Here is a 19,874-nt window from a genome sequence, read left to right as displayed (position 1 = left end):
CCTACGCGGCCGGACGCCGCGCGACCGGCACCACCTTCATCACCGGCGCGGCCGTCTTGCCCGCGTCGGCTCGCGGCCGGATCATCATCGGGAAGAAGCGCCACAGGTACAGCGCGAAGGCCAGCGCCCAGGCGGTCGCCGACGCATGCAGGAAGCCGATGGTGGCGGCGGTCGGGAGCAGGGCGGCCAGGCGCAGCAGGGCTGCCAGGATCATCAGCGCATAGCTCAGCACCATGCTGCGGTCGGTCTGCAGCGGCCGGCCCAGGTGGCCGAGCGCGGTGCGCGTGACCATGCCCAGGATCAGCACCGAGAATCCGGCCACGCCGATCACGTGGGCGGGCCAGGCGGGCCGCAGCACATAGCCGGCCAATTGCGCCGCGCCCACCAGCAGGCCTATGCCCAGGCCGCCATAGCCCGCGTACAGGATCCATAGCAACGGCACCTTGCGCACCGCCCAAGGCTTCCACGATATCCATTGCGCCAGGGCGATCACGCCGGTAGCAGCCAGCGCCAGCGCGGCAGCCTGCGGCTGGCCGGCAAGCAGGCAGGCGATGGCGACGACGCCCGTGCCCAGCTGCCAGTGGCCGCTGCGCGTGTGCGGCGGAATGTCCAGCCCCGCCACGGCGCGCTTGGCGAAGAAGGGGATGACGCGGCGCGCGATCAGCAGCGTCAGCACCGCCATGCACAGCAGGCCCGCGTTGAAGTAGCGCATCAGCGCGAAGTAGTCGCCCTGGACCGAGGCCCAGAGGTAGAGCGCGTTGGTCGCGGCCAGGCCCAGCAGCAGGAAGGGAATGCCGTAATTGCGCTGATTGCGCGTGACGGCGACGGCGCGGCCCAGCGCGCCCGCGGCCCACAGGAAGAACAGCAGGTCCGCCGACGCAGCCACCACGAAGGCCGGGCGTCCGGGCACGAGATAGCCCGCGCGCGCCACGATCCACACCGCGCACAGGACCGCCAGCGGCGTGCCCCGCAAGGGATTCTTGCCGGTCCAGTTGGCCCCGGCTGTCAGCAGGAAACCCACGGCGATGGTGGCGACGAAACCCCACAGCATCTCGTGCGCATGCCAGAACATGCCATTCAACACGCCGGTCAGGCGAGCAGGGGCATGCACCCACAGCAGCACGGACGCCAGCGCCCAGAAGCAGCCGGCCAGATACAGCGGCCGAAAGCCCATTTCCGTGAAGGCGCTCCATTGGGGCCGCGCGCGGCGCGGGGCTGCGGCGGGTTCTTCGATGCTAAGCAGCGTGCTCATGAGGGTCGTCGCGGCGCCGTTTCGGTTTCGCGTTTAAAGGTGTATTTGAAATGCATATTAATGCGTCCAGCGCCTTGCCGCCAGCGCGGCCGCTTGATCCAGCGCAAGCCGGGCCGGCAAGAAAGGGGTGACTAGTCACATCGGCAAGGGGCTTCTGGTCGGCTGGCGAATGGTCCTGGAGGCGCGCCGTCCCTAGGCTAGCCACATGTCTTCGTGAGTAAAGCGAGAGTAACCATGGCAGCAAGTCAACCTTCCGCCGGCGCGCCGATGCGGGTCCTGATTTCAAGCACGTTCGCCTTCACCATCTGTTTCGCGGTGTGGATGATCTTCGCGGTGCTGGGCATACCCATCAAGGCGCAGCTGGGCCTGTCCGAAACCGAGTTCGGCCTGTTGGCCGCCATGCCGGTGCTGACCGGTTCGCTGGTGCGGGTGCCGCTGGGCATCTGGACGGACCGCTACGGCGGCCGGCCGGTGTTCTTCATCCTGATGCTGTTGGCGGTAGTGCCGATCTGGCTGCTGTCCTATGCCACCGAGTATTGGCAGTTCCTGGTGCTGGCGCTGTTCGTCGGCCTGACGGGAGGCTCGTTCTCGGTCGGCACGCCCTACGTGGCGCGCTGGTTCCCGCGCAACAAGCAGGGCCTGGCGATGGGCGTGTTCGGCGCCGGCAATTCGGGCTCGGCCATCACCAAGTTCGTGGCTCCCGCGCTGATCGCGGCGGCCGGCGGCGCCTGGGTCATCGTGCCCCAGGTCTATGCCGTGGCGCTGCTGGTCACCGCCATCCTGTTCTGGCTGTTCTCCTCTTCGGATCCCGCACATCGCGTCAAGAGCGGCGCCAGCCTGTCGGCCCAGATGGCCATGCTGAAGGACCCGCGCGTCTGGCGTTATTGCCAGTACTACTCGGTGGTGTTCGGCGGCTACGTGGCGCTGGCGCTGTGGATGACCAAGTACTACATCGGCGAATACGGCTTCGACATGAAGCTGGCCGCGCTGCTGGCGGCCTGCTTCTCCTTGCCCGGCGGCGTGCTGCGCGCGGTGGGCGGCTGGATCTCTGACCGCTACGGCGCCTACAAGACCACCTGGTGGGTGATGTGGGTGTGCTGGGTCGCGTTCTTCCTGCTGAGCTACCCGCAGACCGAATTCACCATCGTGACGGCCAACGGCCCGCGCAGCTTCGGCATCGCGCTGGGACCGGTCACCTTCACCGTGCTGCTGTTCGTGGTCGGCATCGCCATGGCCATCGGCAAGGCTTCGGTCTTCAAGTTCATCTCGGACGAGTTCGGCGAAAACATCGGCGCGGTCTCGGGCATCGTCGGCCTGGCTGGCGGCTTGGGCGGTTTCGTGCTGCCGATCATGTTCGGGGTCCTGCTGGACCTGACGGGCATCCGCTCCAGCGCCTTCATGCTGCTGTACGGCACCGTCTGCGTCTCCCTCATCTTCATGCACTTCAGTTTCCGGCCGGAAAGCGCGGCCATCGCCCGGCAACACGCCGTCTCTCCTTCCACCACCTCCTGAGAGTATCCCTATGTCTTCCACTCAAGTCCTTGCGCGCTGGGAGCCGGATAATCCGGGCTTCTGGAAGCAGACCGGCGCCCGCGTCGCCAACCGTAATCTCTGGATCTCCATTCCGGCGCTGATGCTGGCGTTCAGCATCTGGATGCTGTGGAGCGTGGTCGTCGTCAACCTGGACCGCGCCGGCTTCATGCTGTCCAAGAACCAGATGTTCTGGCTGACGGCGCTGCCCGCGCTGTCGGGCGCGACCCTGCGCATCTTCTATTCCTTCCTGGTGCCGGTCTTCGGCGGGCGCAAGTGGACGGCCATCTCCACGGCCTCGCTGCTGATTCCGGCGCTGGGCATGGGCTTCGCGCTGCGCGACCCGACCACCACCTTCCCGACCCTGCTGATCCTGGCGCTGCTGTGCGGCCTGGGCGGCGGCAACTTCAGCTCCAGCATGGCCAATATCAGCTTCTTCTTCCCCAAGGAGAAGAAGGGCCTGGCCACCGGGCTGAACGCCGGCATCGGCAACCTGGGCGTGTCCCTGGTGCAGTTCGTGGTGCCGGTGGTCATTTCCATCGGCGTATTCGGCGTGGCCGGGGGCGAGCCGCAGGTGATCAATGCCAACGGCGCGCAGCAGAACCTGTGGCTGCAGAACGCCGGCTTCATCTGGGTGATCCCGATCGCGCTGGCCTCGATTGCCGCCTGGTTCGGCATGAACGACATCGCCGACGCCCGCGCCTCGTTCGCGGACCAGGCCGTCATCTTCAAGCGCAAGCACAACTGGCTGATGTGCTGGCTGTACGTGGGCACCTTCGGCTCCTTCATCGGCTTCTCGGCGGGCTTCGCCATGCTGACCAAGACCTTGTTCCCGCAGGTCGATCCCATGGCCTACGCCTTCCTCGGTCCGCTGGTGGGTTCGCTGACCCGGCCTTTCGGCGGCTGGGTGTCGGACAAGCTGGGCGGCGCGCGGGTCACGCTGTTCACCTTCGCGGCCATGATCGTCGCGGTGCTGGGCGTGGTGATGTTCCTGCCCGTAGCCGGACAGGTCGGCAATTTCCACGGTTTCCTGGCCATGTTCATCGTGCTGTTCGCGCTGACCGGCGTGGGCAACGGTTCGACCTTCCGCATGATCCCCGTGATCTTCCTGCGCGAACGCACGCAGGCCGCCGAAGGGCGGGGCGCCGCGGCGCAGAAGCAGGCCCTGGCGGACGCGGCCAAGGAATCGGCCGCGGTGCTGGGCTTTTCGGGTGCCATCGGCGCATATGGCGGCTTCTTCATTCCCCGCAGCTTCGGCACCTCGCTGGAGATGACGGGCAGCGTGCAGGCCGCCCTGTACTGCTTCATCGGGTTCTACGCCACCTGCATGGTCATCACCTGGTGGTACTACGCCCGCCGCAATGCGCCGGTGCCTTGCTAGAGCGAAACGGATGCGGCCGGAGTGACTAGTCATTCTGCCGCGCCCGGCCTGTGCCACCGGCGAATGGTCCGGCAGGCGGGCCGAGCCCACAATGGATTCAACAGCATTGATCGCAGTACGCGCCGGCCGGACCGGCGCTCTTGGAGAATAGAGAATGAGCCATTTTCTGGACCGCTTGAAGTTCATGTCGCGGGTGAAGTCCACCTTCGCGGACGGTCACGGCGAGACGGTCAACGAGGACCGCAAGTGGGAGAACGCCTACCGCGCCCGCTGGCAGCATGACAAGGTGGTGCGGTCGACGCACGGCGTGAACTGCACGGGCTCCTGCTCCTGGAAGGTCTACGTCAAGAACGGCCTGATCACCTGGGAAACGCAGCAGACCGACTATCCGCGCACGCGGCCGGACCTGCCCAACCATGAACCCCGCGGCTGTCCGCGAGGCGCCTCCTACAGCTGGTACGTCTACTCGGCGCAGCGCGTGAAGTATCCGATGATCCGCGGCCGCCTCATGGAAATGTGGCGCGAGGCCCGCAAGACCATGGACCCGATCGCGGCCTGGGAATGGATCAGCCAGGACCCCAAGCGCGCCAAGCGCTACAAGGCCGTGCGCGGCCTGGGCGGCTTCGTGCGCGCCGACTGGGATACGGCGATGGAGATCGTGGCCGCCGCCAACGCGTTGACGATCAAGAAGTTCGGCCCTGACCGCGTGATCGGCTTTTCGCCGATCCCGGCCATGTCCATGGTCAGCTATGCGGCCGGCGCACGCTACCTCAGCCTGCTGGGCGGCGCCTGCCTGAGCTTCTACGACTGGTACTGCGACCTGCCGCCCGCCAGCCCGCAGATCTGGGGCGAACAGACCGACGTGCCGGAATCGGCCGACTGGTACAACTCGACCTACCTGATGGTGTGGGGCTCCAACGTGCCCCAGACCCGCACGCCGGACGCGCACTTCTACACCGAGGTGCGCTACAAGGGCACCAAGACGGTGGCCGTGTCCAGCGACTTCGGCGAAATGGTCAAGTTCGGCGACATCTGGCTGGCCCCCAAGCAAGGCACCGACGCCGCGCTCGCCATGGCCATGGGCCATGTGATCCTGAAGGAATTCCACCTGTCCGGCGCTTCGGATTACTTCCGCGACTACGTGCGGCGCTACACCGACATGCCCATGCTGGTGCTGCTGAAGGAGCGCGACGGCTTTTACGCGCCGGACCACTTCCTGCGCGCCTCGCACCTGGACGGCGCGCTGGGCGAGCAGAACAACCCCGACTGGAAGACGCTGGTGCTGGACGCCAAGAGCGGCGACCTGGCCGCGCCCAATGGCAGCATCGGTTTCCGCTGGGGCGAGGGCGCGGTCAACGGCGGCGAGAAGGTCGGCCGCTGGAACCTGGAATCCAAGGACGGCGGCAGCGGCCGCGAAATCGAGCCCACGCTGAGCCTGCTGGAGCAGTCCGACGCCGTGGTCGGTGTGGGCTTCCCGTACTTCGGCAGCGAGCATGGCGAGCTGCAGGTGCGCAACGTGCCGGCGCGCCGCATCCGCCTGGCCGACGGCAGCGAAGCCCTGGTGGCCACGGTGTACGACCTGCAGATGGCCAACTACGGCCTGGACCGGGGCCTGGGCGGCAGCAACGTCGCCAGCTCCTATGACGATGACGTGCCTTACACGCCCGCCTGGCAGGAAAAGCACACCGGCGTGCCGCGCGCGCAGGTGATCCAGGTGGCGCGCGAGTTCGCGCAGAACGCCCACGACACCGAAGGCAAGTCCATGGTGATCGTCGGCGCTGGCCTGAACCACTGGTACCACATGGACATGATCTACCGCGGCATCATCAATATGCTGATGATGTGCGGCTGCGTGGGCAAGAGCGGCGGCGGCTGGGCGCACTACGTGGGCCAGGAAAAGCTGCGTCCGCAGTTCGGCTGGGCCCCGCTGGCCTTCGCCGCGGACTGGGTCCGCCCGCCGCGCCAGATGAACGGCACCTCGTTCTTCTACGCGCACACCAGCCAGTGGCGCCACGAAAAGCTGAACGTCCAGGAAATCCTGGGCCCGACCGCGGACCGCGGCCGCTACGGCGACCTCAGCATGATCGACCTGAACGCCCGCGCCGAGCGCATGGGCTGGCTGCCGTCGGCGCCGCAATTGCGCACCAACCCGCTGGACGTGGTGGCGCAGGCCGAAAGCCAGGGCAAGGACCCGGTGGCGTTTGTCGCCGAACAGCTCAAGTCGGGCGAACTGCGCATGTCCTGCGAGAACCCCGACGACCCGGCCAACTTCCCGCGCAACATGTTCGTGTGGCGCTCCAACATCCTGGGCTCCAGCGGCAAGGGCCACGAGTACTTCCTGAAGTACCTGCTGGGCACGCAGAACGCGGTGTTCGGCGACGAAGCCGAAGCGATCAAGCCCACCGAGGTGACCTACCAGGAGGACGCCGCCGAAGGCAAGCTGGACCTGCTGACGGTGCTGGACTTCCGCATGAGCACCACCTGCCTGTACGGCGACATCGTGCTGCCCACGGCCACCTGGTACGAGAAGGACGACCTCAACACCTCGGACATGCATCCGTTCATCCATCCGCTGAGCGAAGCCGTGCAGCCCTTGTGGGAAAGCAAGACCGACTGGGAGATCTACAAGCTGCTGGCCAAGAAGTTCAGCGAGATCGGCGGCCCCTACCTGGGCAAGCGCCGCGACGTGGTGCTGACTCCGCTGATGCACGACACCCCGGGGGAACTGGGCCAAGCCTTCGAGCCCAAGGACTGGAAGCTGGGCGAATGCGACCTGGTCCCGGGCAAGACCGCGCCCAACATGACCGTGGTCGAGCGCGACTACAACGACATCTACCGCAAGTTCACCTCGGTGGGTCCGTTGCTGGACAAGCTGGGCAACGGCGGCAAGGGCATCAACTGGAACACCGAGCACGAAGTCCATGAACTGGCCGGCATCAACGAAAGCGTGACCGAGCCGGGCGTGAGCCAGGGCCGGCCGCGCCTGGACACTGCCATCGACGCCGCCGAGATGATCCTGACCTTCGCGCCCGAGACCAACGGCCACGTGTCGGTCAAGGCCTGGGAAGCGTTGAGCAAGATCACGGGGCGCGAGCACGCGCATCTGGCCATCGGACGCGAGCACGACAAGATCCGCTTCCGCGACATCCAGGCGCAGCCGCGCAAGATCATTTCCGCGCCCACCTGGTCGGGCCTGGAAAGTGAGGAAGTCAGCTACAACGCCGGCTATACCAACGTGCACGAGCTGATCCCATGGCGCACGCTGACCGGCCGCCAGCAGTTCTACCAGGACCATCGCTGGATGCTGGACTTCGGCGAAGGCTCCTGCGTGTACAAGCCGGCCATCGACACCAAGACGGTCGCGCCCATGCTGGGCCGCTACCCGAACGGCGAAAAGGAACTGGTCCTGAACTGGCTGACGCCGCACCAGAAGTGGGGCATCCACAGCACGTACTCGGACAACCTGCGCATGCTGACGCTGAGCCGCGGCGGTCCCCACGTGTGGATTTCCGAAGCCGAGGCCAAGCAGGCCGGGCTGGTCGACAACGACTGGGTCGAAGTCTTCAACGTGAACGGCACCCTGACGGCGCGGGTGGTGGTCAGCCAGCGCGTGCCGGTGGGCATGTGCCTGATGTACCACGCGCAGGAAAAGATCGTGAACGTGCCTGGCGCCGAAACCAGCGGCAAGCGCGGCGGCATCCATAACTCGGTCACGCGCACGGTGCTCAAGCCCACGCACATGATCGGCGGCTACGCCCAGCAGGCCTACGGCTTCAACTACTACGGCACCGTGGGCGCCAACCGCGACGAGTTCGTGGTGCTGCGCAAGATGAAGAAGGTGGACTGGCTGGAAGGTCCGCTGGTTGAAGCAACGCAACAAGAAGAGAAGCAATCATGAGGATACGCGCCCAAATCGGCATGGTGCTGAACCTGGACAAGTGCATCGGCTGCCACACTTGCTCGGTCACCTGCAAGAACGTCTGGACCAGCCGCGACGGCGTCGAGTACGCCTGGTTCAACAACGTGGAAACCAAGCCCGGCATCGGCTATCCCAAGGAATGGGAGAACCAGGAGAAGTGGAAGGGCGGCTGGAAGCGTACCACCGCCGGCAAGCTGGAACCGCGCCAGGGCGGCAAGCTGCGCATCCTGGCCAATCTCTTCGCCAACCCGAACCTGCCGCAGATCGACGACTACTACGAGCCGTTCACCTTCGACTACGAGCACCTGCAGAAGGCGCCGCTGTCGCAGACCCCGCCCACCGCGCGTCCGGTGTCGGTGCTGACCGGCAAGAAGATGGACAAGATCCATTGGGGCCCGAACTGGGAAGACGACCTGGGCGGCGAATTCAGCGCGCGCAGCCGCGACGCGCTGTTCGAGGGCGTGCAGAAGGAGATGTACTCGACCTTCGAGAACACCTTCATGATGTACCTGCCGCGCCTGTGCGAACACTGCCTGAACCCGGCCTGTGTCGCCAGCTGCCCGTCCGGTTCCATCTACAAGCGCGAAGACGACGGCATCGTGCTGGTCGACCAGGACAAGTGCCGCGGCTGGCGCATGTGCATCTCCGGCTGCCCGTACAAGAAGATCTATTACAACTGGAGCAGCGGCAAGGCCGAGAAGTGCACCTTCTGCTATCCGCGCATCGAGGCCGGCCAGCCCACGGTGTGCTCGGAAACCTGCGTGGGCCGCATCCGCTACCTGGGCGTGATGCTGTATGACGCCGACCAGATCGAGCACGCCGCGTCCACCGCCAACGAGCAGGACCTGTACCAGTCGCAGCTCGACCTGTTCCTGGACCCGCATTCGCCCGAGGTGATCGCCGCCGCGCGCGAACAGGGCATCCCGGAATCGTGGCTCGAAGCCGCCCGCAAGTCGCCGGTCTACAAGATGGCGGTGGAGTGGCGCGTCGCGTTCCCGCTGCATCCGGAATACCGCACCTTGCCCATGGTCTGGTACATCCCGCCGCTGTCGCCCATCCAGACCGCCGCCGAGTCCGGCCAGATGCCGAGCCGCACGGTGGGCAAGAGCGCCATGATCCCCGACGTGTCCAGTCTGCGCATCCCGGTGCGCTACCTGGCCAATCTGCTGACGGCGGGCAAGGAAGCGCCGGTGTTGCAGGCGCTGGAACGCATGCTGGCGATGCGCGCCTACAAGCGCTCGGAGACCGTGCACGGCGAACGCGACACGGCCTTGCTGGAGCAGGTGGGGCTGACGGAGGCGACGGTGCAGGACATGTACAAGATCATGGCCATCGCCGACTACGAGGATCGCTTCGTGGTGCCCAGCAGCCACAAGGAAGTGGTCGAGGACAGCTTTAACGAGAAGGGCAGCTGCGGCTTCACCTTCGGCAACGGCTGCTCGGGCGGGGTGTCGGAAGGCACCTTGTTCGGACGCAAGCCCCAGGGCAGCGAGATCTTCATCGAGATGCCGAAATCCCGCAAGAAGGCCGCTTCGGTCTAGGCAAGGAGAAAACCATGAGTCTGTACCGCCTGCTTTCCGCCTTGCTGTGCTACCCCGAGCCCGAGCTGCTGGACGCGCTGGGCGAGGTCGAAGCCGCCTTGGCCGACCATCCCGACGCGGAGGAAACCCTGCAGCCGCTGATCGGTTACCTGGCCACCCACGACCTCATCGCGCTGCAAGAGAACTACGTGGCCACCTTCGACCGCAACCGCTCGCATTCGCTGCACCTGTTCGAACACGTGCACGGCGAAAGCCGCGACCGCGGCCAGGCCATGGTCGACCTGCTGGATACCTACCGCGAGCACGGCTTCGAACCGGTGGTGTCCGAGCTGCCTGACCATGTGCCGCTGTTCCTGGAGTTCCTGGGCGTGATCGACCCGGCTCAGGCCCAGGACCTGCTGGATGAGGCCATCCACGTGCTGGCCGCCATCGGCGCGCGCCTGGCCAAGGGCGAAAGTCCCTACGCCTGCATCTTCGCGGTGCTGCGCGCCCAGTCCCGCGTGATTCCGCGCGAGCAGACCGAGGCGCCCGTGCGCGACATGGACGAGGCGATGGAAACGTTCGGCACCGGACCGGACGGCGTGGAACCGCTGCTGCGGCCGTTCTCGGGCGATGGCGCGCAGACCGTGCGCTTCTATCCCCGCGCGCCCGCGGCTCATTAATCTTCAGGACGACGCATCATGAACTCCCTGAATCAGTTCTTCTTCGGCATCTATCCCTACATCGCGCTGACGATCTTCCTGCTGGGCAGCCTCGTGCGCTTCGAGCGCGAGCAATACACCTGGAAGACGGATAGCTCGCAGCTGTTGCATCGCGGGCAATTGCGCCTGGGCAACATCCTGTTCCATATCGGCATCCTGGGCCTGTTCTTCGGCCACTTGGCCGGTTTGCTGACGCCGGTGGTGGTGTGGGACACGCTGGGCGTATCGCACACGCTCAAGCAGACCGTGGCCATGGTGGCCGGCGGCGTCATGGGCGGGCTGTGCCTGATCGGCCTCCTGATCCTGATCCATCGCCGCCTGAGCGATCCGCGCATCCGCGCCACCACCCGGCCCGGCGACAAGCTGCTGCTGCTGTGGATCCTGGTCACCTTGCTGCTGGGCCTGTCCACCATTGTGCTGTCGGCCGGCCACATGGATGGCGAAATGATGGTGCGCCTGATGACCTGGGCGCAGCACATCGTCACCTTCCAGGGTGACGCCGCCAGCCATGTCGCCGACGTGCCGCTGTTGTTCAAGGCGCACCTGTTCATGGGCCTCACGCTGTTCGTGATCTTCCCGTTCACGCGCCTGGTGCACGTCTGGAGCGGCTTTGCTTCGGTGGGCTACCTGGGCCGCGCCTGGCAGCTGGTCCGCCCGCGTTGATTCCATGCACCAGGACTAGGAGCCGAACATGCCTGTCATCGTCAATGGCGTCGAACTGAACGACGCGGATCTGGAACGCGAACTGCCGCTGCACGCCGAGGCCGGCAATCCCATGCGCGAGGCGATCACCGCCCTGGTGCTGCGCCGCGTGCTGCTGGACGAGGCCGGCCGGCTGGGGCTGGACGCCGCGGACGAGGAGGGCGCCATCGGCGCCTTGCTGTCTCGCGAGGCGCCCGCGCCCGAGGCCGACGAGGCCGCCTGCCGCCGCTTCTATCAGATGCATCCGCAACGCTTCATGGTGGGCGAGCTGATCGAGGCCGACCACATCCTGTTCCAGGTCACGCCCGGCGTGAACCTGGACATGCTGCGGGCCCACGCCAACGTGGTGTTGGCCGAGCTGCTGGAAGATCCCTCGCGTTTTGCCGAGGTGGCGCGGGAGCAATCGAACTGTCCGTCCGCCGCCCTGGGCGGCAGCCTGGGCCAGCTGGGCCGGGGCGACACGGTGCCGGAGTTCGAGCGCGCGGTGTTCGCGCTGCCCGCCGGCGGCCTGCTGCCGCAGCTGCTGGAAACCCGCCACGGCCTGCATATCGTGCGGGTGACGCGCCGTATCGAAGGCCGCATGCAGCCCTACGAGCATGTGGACAAGCAGATCGCAGCCGCGCTGTCGTCCATGAGCCGCGACACCGCCTGGCGGCAGTACACCAAGCTGCTGGTCGAGCGCGCCGATATCCAGGGCATAGACCTGCAAGGCGAAGAGCCCGAGCGCGTCTACAGCGGGAGCGCCGCATGATGGACGAGCCGGCTGCGGGACCTCTAACGGATGGCTACGGGCGCCGCATCGACTATTTGCGCGTCTCTGTCACGGACCGCTGCGACCTGCGTTGCAGCTACTGCCTGCCCAAGGATTTCAAGGGCTTCGAAACCCCCGCCAATTGGCTGCGCCACGAGGAAATGGCGCGGCTGGTGGGGCTGTTCGTCGGCCTGGGCGTCAGCAAGGTCCGGTTGACCGGCGGCGAGCCCCTGCTGCGCCGGGGCGTGGCCGGACTGGCCGGCGTCATCGCCGCCATGCCGGGCTTGCAGGACTTGTCCGTGTCCACCAACGGCACCCAACTGGTCCGCCATGCGCAGGAACTGCGCGCCGCCGGCGTGGACCGGCTGAACATCAGCCTGGACACGCTGGATGCCGCCGCCTTCAGCCAGATCACCGGCCGGGATTGCCTGGAATCGGTGCTGGCCGGGCTGGCCGCGGCCAAGGAGGCGGGCTTTGCGCCGATCAAGCTCAACAGCGTGGTGCACGCGGCCACGCCCGAAGCTGAAGTGCGCAGGCTGCTGGACTACGCGGTGGCGCAGGGCTTCGTGCTGCGCCTGATCGAGCCCATGCCCATGGGCAGCTGCGGCCAGGGCTACGCCCACACCGACTTGAACGCCATGGGCGCGCGGCTGGCGGCCGACGCCGGCCTGGTGCCGGCCCTGGGCGGCGCGGGCGCGGGGCCGGCGCGCTACTGGACCACGGGCCACGGCACGCCCGTGCTGGGCGTGATCACCCCCATGTCGCGCCATTTCTGCGCGAGCTGCAACCGCGTCCGCCTGGGCGTGGACGGCACCTTGTACCTCTGCCTGGGCCAGGAAGACCAGGTGCCGCTGGGCCGCCTGCTGCGCGCGGGAGCCAGCGACGCCGAGCTGATCCAGGCGATCCGGGCCGGCATCGCCGCCAAGCCCGAGCGCCATGATTTCGTGGCCCGCCCGGAACGCATCGTGCGCTTCATGGCTCAGACGGGAGGCTGACATGCGCGATATCGAACGGCTGGTCGACGGCTTCCAGCGCTTTCAGCAGCAGTACTACGAGGACGCGCCATCGCTTTACCGCAATCTCTGCGAAGGCCAGCATCCCAGCACCTTGCTGGTGGGCTGCTGCGATTCGCGGGTGGACCCGGCCATGCTGCTGGGCTGCGACCCCGGCGACATCTTCACCGTGCGCAACGTCGCCAACCTGGTGCCGCCGGCCAGCACGGATCGCGGCCTGCAAGGCGTGCTGGCCGCGATACAGTTTGCGGTGGAGCAGTTGCAGGTCAGCCGCATCATCGTGCTGGGCCATGCCCACTGCGGCGGCATACGGGCGCTGATGGACCGGCGCACCCGGGGCGACGGCGAGACCGACTACCTGGAGCGCTGGATGGACATCGCCGAACCGGCCCGCAGGCAGGTGCTGCAGCAGATGCCGCAGGCGACCGCGGCCGAACGCCGGCGCGCCTGCGAGCAGGCCTCCATCCTGATTTCCTTGCGCAACCTGGAGGAGCTGCCTTTCGTGCGGCGCGCGGTGGAGGCGGGCAGCCTGACCCTGCACGGCTGGTATTTCGACCTGGTAGCGGGCGCTTTGCTGGCATACTCGGCGCGGGCGGACGCGTTCCTGCCCATCGTATGCCCATTGTTCACGGAGCTTGCATGACCCCAGTTTTCGGCATCGCCGGCCGTTCCGGCAGCGGCAAGACCACCCTGATCGAGGCCATGCTGCCCCTGCTGGCCGCGCGCGGCCTGCGGGTCAGCGTCATCAAGCACAGCCACCACGATTTTCAGATGGAGCCGCCCGGCAAGGACAGCGCGCGCTTCCGCCAGGCGGGCGCGCTGGAGGTGATGGTGGCCTCGCCGTTCCGCTACGCCATCGTCCACGAACTGCGCGACGCGCCAGAACCCACGCTGGAGGAACAGCTGGCCCGCCTGTCGCCGGCCGACCTGGTGCTGGTCGAGGGCTTCAAGCAGGCCGCGATCCCGCGCCTCGAGGTGTATCGGCCCGCGCTGGGCAAGCCGCCGCTGCATGCCGAAGACAGCAGTTTCCTGGCGGTGGCCACCGACGCGCCGCTGGATACCGGCTTGCCCTGCCTGCCGGTCAACGAACCGGCGCAGATCGCGGATTTCATCTGCCGCGCCGTGGGGCTGGCCTGAAGGTCAGCGGCCGTGGCGGGGCGCGCAGCGGCTACACTGGAACCCGCAGCATTCCTAGAGCAATACCGCGTTGAAAGCCATGAAGCCTACCGATACCGCCGCCGGCACCGACGGCCTGCCTTCGCCCCGGCATCGCCTGTCCACGCGCATCGTCATCAGCTCCCTGGTGGCGCTGGTGGTGGTGCTGTCCATGGTCAGCTGGACGCTGTGGCTATCCTGGCAGCTGGAAGGCGCGGGCGCGGCCATCAACGACACGGGCAGCCTGCGCATGCGGGCCAACCGGGTGGCGGTGGAGCTGATGCGGCCGCAGGCCGGGCGCGAGTTCCGCACCAATGAGCAAGTTCAGCTCATGGACGACACGATTGCGCGGCTGGCGCGGGGCAATCCGGCGCGCCCGTTGTTCATTCCCAACGACGAGGCGATCCGCAAGCAATGGCATGACGTGGCCGCCTATTGGTACGACATCATGAAGCCGGCCGCCAAGCGCGCCCTGGCGCAGCCGGATGCCGCCACCTATCTGGAAACCCTGCCGGAATTCGTGGCGCGCGCGGATACGCTGGTGCGCATGATCGAACAGGACAACGCCGGCAAGACCACCTCGCTGCGCCTGTCGCAAGGCGTGCTGGCAGCCATCGCCAGCGCCGGCACGCTGGCGATGATCTACCTGCTGTATCTCTGGATCATTTCGCCGGTGCTGCGCCTGCGCGACGGCCTGCAACGCATGGCGGCCAGGGAATTCAGCACCCGGCTGCCGGTGGAAAGCCAGGACGAGTTCGGCGTGCTGGCGCGCGGCTACAACCGCATGGCCGACGAATTGCAGGATCTGTACACCGGCCTGGAGCGGCGCGTCGAAGAAAAGACCGCGCAACTGGCGGCGCAGAACCGCGATATCGGCGCGCTCTACGACATGGCCGCCTTCCTGAACCAGCCCAACGAAATCGAAGCGCTGTGCGACGGCTTCCTGCGGCGCGTGATGCTGCAGTTCGACGCCGAGGGCGGCAGCATCCGCGCGCTCGACCCCAACAATGAGAAGCTCAACCTGATGGTGTCGGTGGGGCTGTCCGACGAACTGGTCGAGTCCGAGCATTGCATGCGGGTGAACGACTGCTATTGCGGCGTCGCCACGCGGCAGGCCGGGGTCATCGTCATCCAGGATTTCCGCGAGTCGCCGCCCTCGATGGAACTGAACTGCCAGCGCGACGGCTTCGCCAGCGTGGCCGTGTTCCGCATCGTCACGCGCGACGAGGTGCTGGGCTCGTATTCCCTGCATTTCCGCCAGCAGCGCCGCTTGTCGCCGGCGGAATCGCAATTGCTGGAAACGCTGGGCCAGCATCTGGGCGTGGCCCTGGACAACCGCCGCCTGAGCGCCCAGGCGCGCCAGCTGGCGGTGGTGCGCGAGCGCGGCCTGGTGGCGCAGGGGCTGCACGACAGCCTGGCGCAGGGGCTGAATTTCCTCAACCTGCAATTGCAGATGCTGGACGCCGCCGTCAAGCGCGGCGATCAGGCGGAGATCGACGAGATCCTGCCGCTATTGCGTACCGGCGTGGACGAAAGCTACCAGGACGTGCGTGAGCTGCTGACCAACTTCCGCACCAAGCTGTCGCAGGGCGACTTGCAGGCCGGCATCGAAGACACGGTGGCGCGCTTCCGCCGCCAGACCGGAATCGAGACCGAACTGCGCTTCGGCCGGGGCGAGGGCGCGCCGCTGCCGCCCGACGAGCAGCTGCAGGTGCTCTTCATTCTGCAGGAAGCGCTGTCCAACGTGCGCAAGCATTCGGAAGCCAGCCACGTGCGCATCGACGTCGCCAATGACCGTGACTTCAGCCTGGTCATTGCCGACGATGGCCAGGGCTATGACCCCGCCGAGGTGGCCGAACGCGGCGAATCGCATGTAGGCCTGCACATCATGCGCGAACGCGCCGCACGCATGCGCGCCGTGATAAAACTTGAATCGCAGCCCGGCGCCGGTACGCGCGTCGCGCTGACCTTGCCCGGCAGCGAACGCCAGGCCGCTTGAACATTCCGACCATGCCCATCCGTATCCTCCTCGTCGACGACCACACCCTGTTCCGCTCGGGCGTGCGCCTGCTGCTGCAACGCCAGCCCGACTTCGAGGTCGTGGCCGAGGCCGGCGACGGCGTCGAAGGCCTGAAACGCGCCAAGGAACTCAAGCCCGACGTGGTGCTGCTGGACCTCAACCTGCCGGGTCTGTCGGGGCTGGAAACCTTGCAGCTGCTGACGCAGGAGTTGCCGTCCTGTGCGGTCATCATCCTGACGGTGTCTGAAGAGGCCGACGAACTGGGGCAGGCGTTGCGCGACGGCGCGCGCGGCTATCTGGTCAAGAACATCGACGCCGAGGCGCTGACCGCCGCGATCCGCCGCGCCGCGGGCGGCGAGCCGGTCATCGCCGAGAGCATGACGGCCAAGCTGGTCGAGCAGTTCCGCGGGCAGGCCAGCCTGGCCGCGCAAGCGCCGCAGCCGGGGGGCAGCGGCGAGCGCCATCGCCTGACCGCGCGCGAGACCCAGATCGTGCAATGGCTGGCGCGCGGCGCCAGCAACAAGGTCATCGCGCGCGAACTGGACGTCAGCGAGAGCACGGTCAAGATCCACGTGCAGAACGTCTTGAAGAAACTCAATCTCACCAGCCGGGTGCAGGTTGCGGTGTACGCGGTCGAACACGGCTTGTACACGGAAGAATAGGGCGACATGCGGCGTTCGGCATAGGCCGTTTGATCTGCGACAAGGCCAGGGGCGTGGCGGCCCCATAGACTGGCCGGCATGGAAACTCGAACCTCTCCCCTGGAGCTCGTGGCCCCCGCCGGCAGTCTGGCCGCGCTGAAGGCCGCCATCGACGCCGGCGCCGACACCGTCTATCTCGGGCTCAAGAACGCCACCAATGCCCGCAACTTCGCGGGACTCAATTTCACCGAAAGCGATATCCGCGCGGGTGTCGAACTGGCCCACAGCCGCGGACGGCAGGTGCTGTTCGCCATCAACACCTTTGTGCAGGCCGGCAGGGCGCCCCAGTGGCGCGCCGCCGTGGACGCGGCTTACGGGCTGGGCGCCGATGCGGTCATCATGGCCGACGCGGGGCTGCTGGCCTACACCAGCGACCGCTATCCCGACCTGCGCCTGCACCTGTCGGTGCAGGGTTCCGCCACCCATGCGGACGCCATCGAGCTGATGAAGGAGCAGTTCGGCATCCGCCGCGTGGTGCTGCCGCGCGTGCTGACGCTGGCCGAGATCGCGCGCATCTGCGCCAACGTGAGCGTCGAGGTCGAGGTGTTCGGCTTCGGCAGCCTGTGCGTCATGGCGGAAGGCCGCTGCCTGCTGTCGTCCTACGCCACTGGCGATTCCCCCAACAACAAGGGCGTCTGTTCGCCCGCGCATGCGGTACGCTGGTCGGAACAGAACGGCCGCATGGACGCGCGCCTGAACGGCATCCTGATCGACCGCTACGAACCGGGCGAACCCGCCGCCTATCCCACCCTGTGCAAGGGCCGCTTCGATGTGGACGGGCAGGCCGATCATGCGTTGGAAGAACCCACCAGCCTGAACGCCATCGGCCTGTTGCCGCGCCTGGCGGAGATGGGCGTTTCCGCCATCAAGATCGAAGGACGGCAGCGCAGCCCGGCCTATGTCACCCAGGTGGTGTCGACTTTGCGCGCCGCATTGGACAGCGCGCATGCGGACGCCTCCCGCTTCTCGCCCCGTCCCGAGTGGAACGCCATGCTGGCGCGCCATTCCGAGGGTTCCCAAGTCACGCAAGGCGCATTCGAACGTCCATGGAAATGACATCTAGCACTTACCGGATATCGGTCGCACCGCTGCAGTACTACTGGCCGCGCCAGCACACGCTGGATTTCTACGCCGCGCTGGCCGACAGCCCCGCCGACATCATCTATGTGGGCGAAACCGTCTGTAGCCGCAGGCACGAGCTGCGGGCCGAGGACTGGATGGAGCTGGCACGCGACCTGCGCGCCGCGGGCAAGACGGTGGTGCTGTCGGGCCGCACGCTGATCGAGACCGGCGCCGAGGCCAGCGCGCTGAAAAAGCTTTGCGGGCAGGACGACTTCATGGTCGAAGCCGGCGAGCTGGGCGCGGTGCGGCACCTGAACGGCCGTGCCTTCGTGGCGGGGCCCCATGTCAACGCCTATCACGGCGGCACCCTGGAATGGCTGGCTGGACGCGGCGCCGCGCGCTTCGTCGCGCCGCTGGAAATGGACAGCAAGACGCTGGCTCTCCTGATGGCGGAAAAGCCCGCCGGCCTGGAGGCGGAAGTCATGGTCTGGGGCCGCATGGCGCTGGCGTTCTCGGCGCGCTGCTTCACGGCGCGGCATTTCCGCTTGAAGAAGGACGACTGCGGTTTTCGCTGCATTGAACATCCGGACGGGCTGGACATGCGCACGCGGGAAGCTAGCGATTTCCTGGCGATCAACGGCATCCAGGTGCAATCCGGGGCCTGCCTGGACCTGCTGTCGCAGGCGCCGGCGCTGGCGGCCATGGGCGTGGAGGTGTTGCGCGTGAGTCCGCAATCGGCCGGCACGCTGGAAGCGATCGCCGCGCTGGATGCGATGCGGCGCGGACTGGCGCCGATAGAGGCGCAGCCGCCTGCGGGCATGGCCCGCTGCAACGGCTACTTCCATGGCAAGCCGGGCATCGACCTGTTGGAGGCCGTGGCATGAGCGCGGCGATCCAAGTACCCGGCATGATTGCCAGGCTGGGGCGGCGTTTGCCCGCGCCGTTCGTTTCGCTGCACTTCACCGCTGGACTGGAACTGGCGCGGCGGCTGAAATGGCTGACGCCGCCGCCTGAACTGGAAGGCCGCAGCTTCGCCATCACGGTCGAGGACCTGGGCCTGCGCAGCAGCTTCGCGGTGCGCCAGGGCGCCTTCCGGCCGCTATGGAACGGCGCTGCCGCCGAACTGGAGCTGGGCGCGAAGCTGGTCGATCTGCTGGCCTTGATGCGCTCGGAAACGGACGCCGATACCTTGTTTTTCCAACGCCGGCTGCGGATCTCGGGCGATACGGAGCTCGGGTTGATCGTGAAGAACTGGCTGGATGCCGCACCGCGGCCGGCGTGGCTGCAGGGCGCGGTGCGTTGACCGAGCAATGCCCGCCGTCGCCTGCGGGCATTGCGTGAATTCGCCAGGGATCGTGCTATACCGGGCGTCGTTGCCGCGGGGGAGCTTGGCGCTTTCCCGGGCGTGATCGGATGGAGGTAGCAGCAATGCGGATCATGGTGGTGGGCGCCAGCAAGGGGCTGGGCAGGGCATTCGTGGAGGGACTGGGCCAGGATGCCGCGCTGATCGTGGGCGTGGCCCGCCGCGCGCCGCAGGATGTCGCCGTAGCGCCTGGCTGCGAACTGCGCTGGATCGAGGCCGACCTGTCACGGCCCGAGGCCGCCGTCGAGCAGATCGCCGCGCAGGCGCCGGATGAACTCGATGCCATTCTCTACAACCTGGGCGTGTGGGAAGAACACGCCTTCAGCGAGCACTACGACTTCCTGGCGGACTCGCCCAAGGAAATCGCGCGCATGGTCGACATCAATGTCACCGCCACCATCCTGTTGCTGCAACGGCTGATTCCCCGCGTCCTCGGCGCGCGCAAGCCGCAGGTCATCCTGACCGGCTCCACCTCGGGACTGGCCGGCAGCGGCCGCCCCGAAGTGACTTTCGGCGCATCCAAGTATGCGCTGCGCGGCATCGCCGACGCCTTGCGCGAGAGTTTCAGGGCGCGAAGGCTGGCGGTGACCTGCCTGCAATTGGGCTACCTGAACACGCAAGACGGCATGGACCTGCCGCGCGACGAAGCCAGCCAGCGGGGAGAGGGCGGCCTGATACCCGTGCACGACGTGGTGGCGATGACGCGCGCGCTGCTGAATCTGTCCGATGCGTCGTTTGTGCGGGAATTGGTGATGCCGGCGCTGATGGACGAACGGTTCTGAG

General features: G+C 67.0%; 17 protein-coding genes. 16 read left to right on the top strand and 1 reads right to left on the bottom strand.

What is annotated here, in order from left to right:
- Window position 1: 1 nt before the first annotated feature.
- The gene (locus BRO63_RS14145; protein WP_088140408.1) at window positions 2-1,252 is read right to left on the bottom strand and encodes an NnrS family protein; all 1,251 of its coding nucleotides are present in this window, start codon (window positions 1,250-1,252) and stop codon (window positions 2-4) included.
- 234 nt (window positions 1,253-1,486) lie between these two features.
- Between BRO63_RS14145 and BRO63_RS14140 the strand changes: the two genes are divergently transcribed.
- The 16 genes from BRO63_RS14140 to BRO63_RS14065 all read left to right on the top strand — a co-directional run bounded on the left by BRO63_RS14140 (window position 1,487) and on the right by BRO63_RS14065 (window position 19,873).
- Window positions 1,487-2,764, top strand: a complete 1,278-nt coding sequence (locus BRO63_RS14140; RefSeq protein WP_256943036.1) for an MFS transporter — start codon at window positions 1,487-1,489, stop codon at window positions 2,762-2,764.
- A gap of 10 nt (window positions 2,765-2,774) precedes the next feature.
- Window positions 2,775-4,163 (top strand): NarK family nitrate/nitrite MFS transporter, encoded by a 1,389-nt coding sequence (locus BRO63_RS14135; protein ID WP_088140406.1) that lies wholly within the window; start codon window positions 2,775-2,777, stop codon window positions 4,161-4,163.
- A gap of 154 nt (window positions 4,164-4,317) precedes the next feature.
- The gene (locus tag BRO63_RS14130; protein ID WP_088140405.1) at window positions 4,318-8,061 is read left to right on the top strand and encodes a nitrate reductase subunit alpha; all 3,744 of its coding nucleotides are present in this window, start codon (window positions 4,318-4,320) and stop codon (window positions 8,059-8,061) included.
- Window positions 8,058-9,623 (top strand): nitrate reductase subunit beta, encoded by a 1,566-nt coding sequence (narH, locus tag BRO63_RS14125; protein ID WP_088140404.1) that lies wholly within the window; start codon window positions 8,058-8,060, stop codon window positions 9,621-9,623. Before BRO63_RS14130 ends, narH begins: the two co-directional genes overlap by 4 nt.
- Window positions 9,624-9,637: 14 nt before the next feature.
- Window positions 9,638-10,285, top strand: a complete 648-nt coding sequence (gene narJ, locus BRO63_RS14120; RefSeq protein WP_088140403.1) for a nitrate reductase molybdenum cofactor assembly chaperone — start codon at window positions 9,638-9,640, stop codon at window positions 10,283-10,285.
- A gap of 18 nt (window positions 10,286-10,303) precedes the next feature.
- The gene (gene narI / locus BRO63_RS14115; protein WP_088140402.1) at window positions 10,304-10,987 is read left to right on the top strand and encodes a respiratory nitrate reductase subunit gamma; all 684 of its coding nucleotides are present in this window, start codon (window positions 10,304-10,306) and stop codon (window positions 10,985-10,987) included.
- A 28-nt stretch (window positions 10,988-11,015) separates the two neighbouring features.
- Window positions 11,016-11,777, top strand: coding sequence for a peptidylprolyl isomerase (locus BRO63_RS14110; protein WP_088140401.1), 762 nt, complete (start codon window positions 11,016-11,018; stop codon window positions 11,775-11,777).
- Window positions 11,774-12,772, top strand: a complete 999-nt coding sequence (gene moaA, locus BRO63_RS14105) for a GTP 3',8-cyclase MoaA (RefSeq protein WP_088140400.1) — start codon at window positions 11,774-11,776, stop codon at window positions 12,770-12,772. The genes BRO63_RS14110 and moaA overlap by 4 nt, the downstream gene beginning before the upstream one ends.
- Before the next feature lies 1 nt (window position 12,773).
- On the top strand, window positions 12,774-13,433 hold the full coding sequence (locus BRO63_RS14100; protein WP_088140399.1) for a carbonic anhydrase: 660 nt from the start codon (window positions 12,774-12,776) through the stop codon (window positions 13,431-13,433).
- Window positions 13,430-13,927, top strand: coding sequence for a molybdopterin-guanine dinucleotide biosynthesis protein B (gene mobB / locus BRO63_RS14095; protein WP_088140398.1), 498 nt, complete (start codon window positions 13,430-13,432; stop codon window positions 13,925-13,927). The genes BRO63_RS14100 and mobB overlap by 4 nt, the downstream gene beginning before the upstream one ends.
- Before the next feature lie 79 nt (window positions 13,928-14,006).
- On the top strand, window positions 14,007-15,944 hold the full coding sequence (locus tag BRO63_RS14090) for a type IV pili methyl-accepting chemotaxis transducer N-terminal domain-containing protein (protein ID WP_088140397.1): 1,938 nt from the start codon (window positions 14,007-14,009) through the stop codon (window positions 15,942-15,944).
- An 11-nt stretch (window positions 15,945-15,955) separates the two neighbouring features.
- The gene (locus tag BRO63_RS14085; protein WP_088140396.1) at window positions 15,956-16,627 is read left to right on the top strand and encodes a response regulator; all 672 of its coding nucleotides are present in this window, start codon (window positions 15,956-15,958) and stop codon (window positions 16,625-16,627) included.
- 78 nt (window positions 16,628-16,705) lie between these two features.
- Complete coding sequence (gene ubiU / locus BRO63_RS14080) at window positions 16,706-17,722, top strand: ubiquinone anaerobic biosynthesis protein UbiU (protein ID WP_088140395.1); 1,017 nt, start codon at window positions 16,706-16,708, stop codon at window positions 17,720-17,722.
- Window positions 17,719-18,612: a U32 family peptidase gene (locus BRO63_RS14075; RefSeq protein ID WP_088140438.1), complete on the top strand. Its 894-nt coding sequence runs from the start codon at window positions 17,719-17,721 to the stop codon at window positions 18,610-18,612. The genes ubiU and BRO63_RS14075 overlap by 4 nt, the downstream gene beginning before the upstream one ends.
- A complete protein-coding gene (gene ubiT, locus BRO63_RS14070) occupies window positions 18,609-19,031 on the top strand; it encodes a ubiquinone anaerobic biosynthesis accessory factor UbiT (RefSeq protein WP_088140394.1) in 423 nt (140 codons plus the stop codon). The genes BRO63_RS14075 and ubiT overlap by 4 nt, the downstream gene beginning before the upstream one ends.
- A 125-nt stretch (window positions 19,032-19,156) precedes the next feature.
- Window positions 19,157-19,873 (top strand): SDR family oxidoreductase, encoded by a 717-nt coding sequence (locus BRO63_RS14065; protein ID WP_088140393.1) that lies wholly within the window; start codon window positions 19,157-19,159, stop codon window positions 19,871-19,873.
- The last annotated feature ends 1 nt before the right edge of the window (window position 19,874 follow it).

It is taken from the genome of Achromobacter xylosoxidans (genome assembly GCF_002192695.1).
Lineage (GTDB): Bacteria > Pseudomonadota > Gammaproteobacteria > Burkholderiales > Burkholderiaceae_B > Achromobacter > Achromobacter xylosoxidans_C.
Note: the sequence above shows the minus strand (reverse complement) of the source record. Positions and strands in the feature narration are given on the sequence as shown.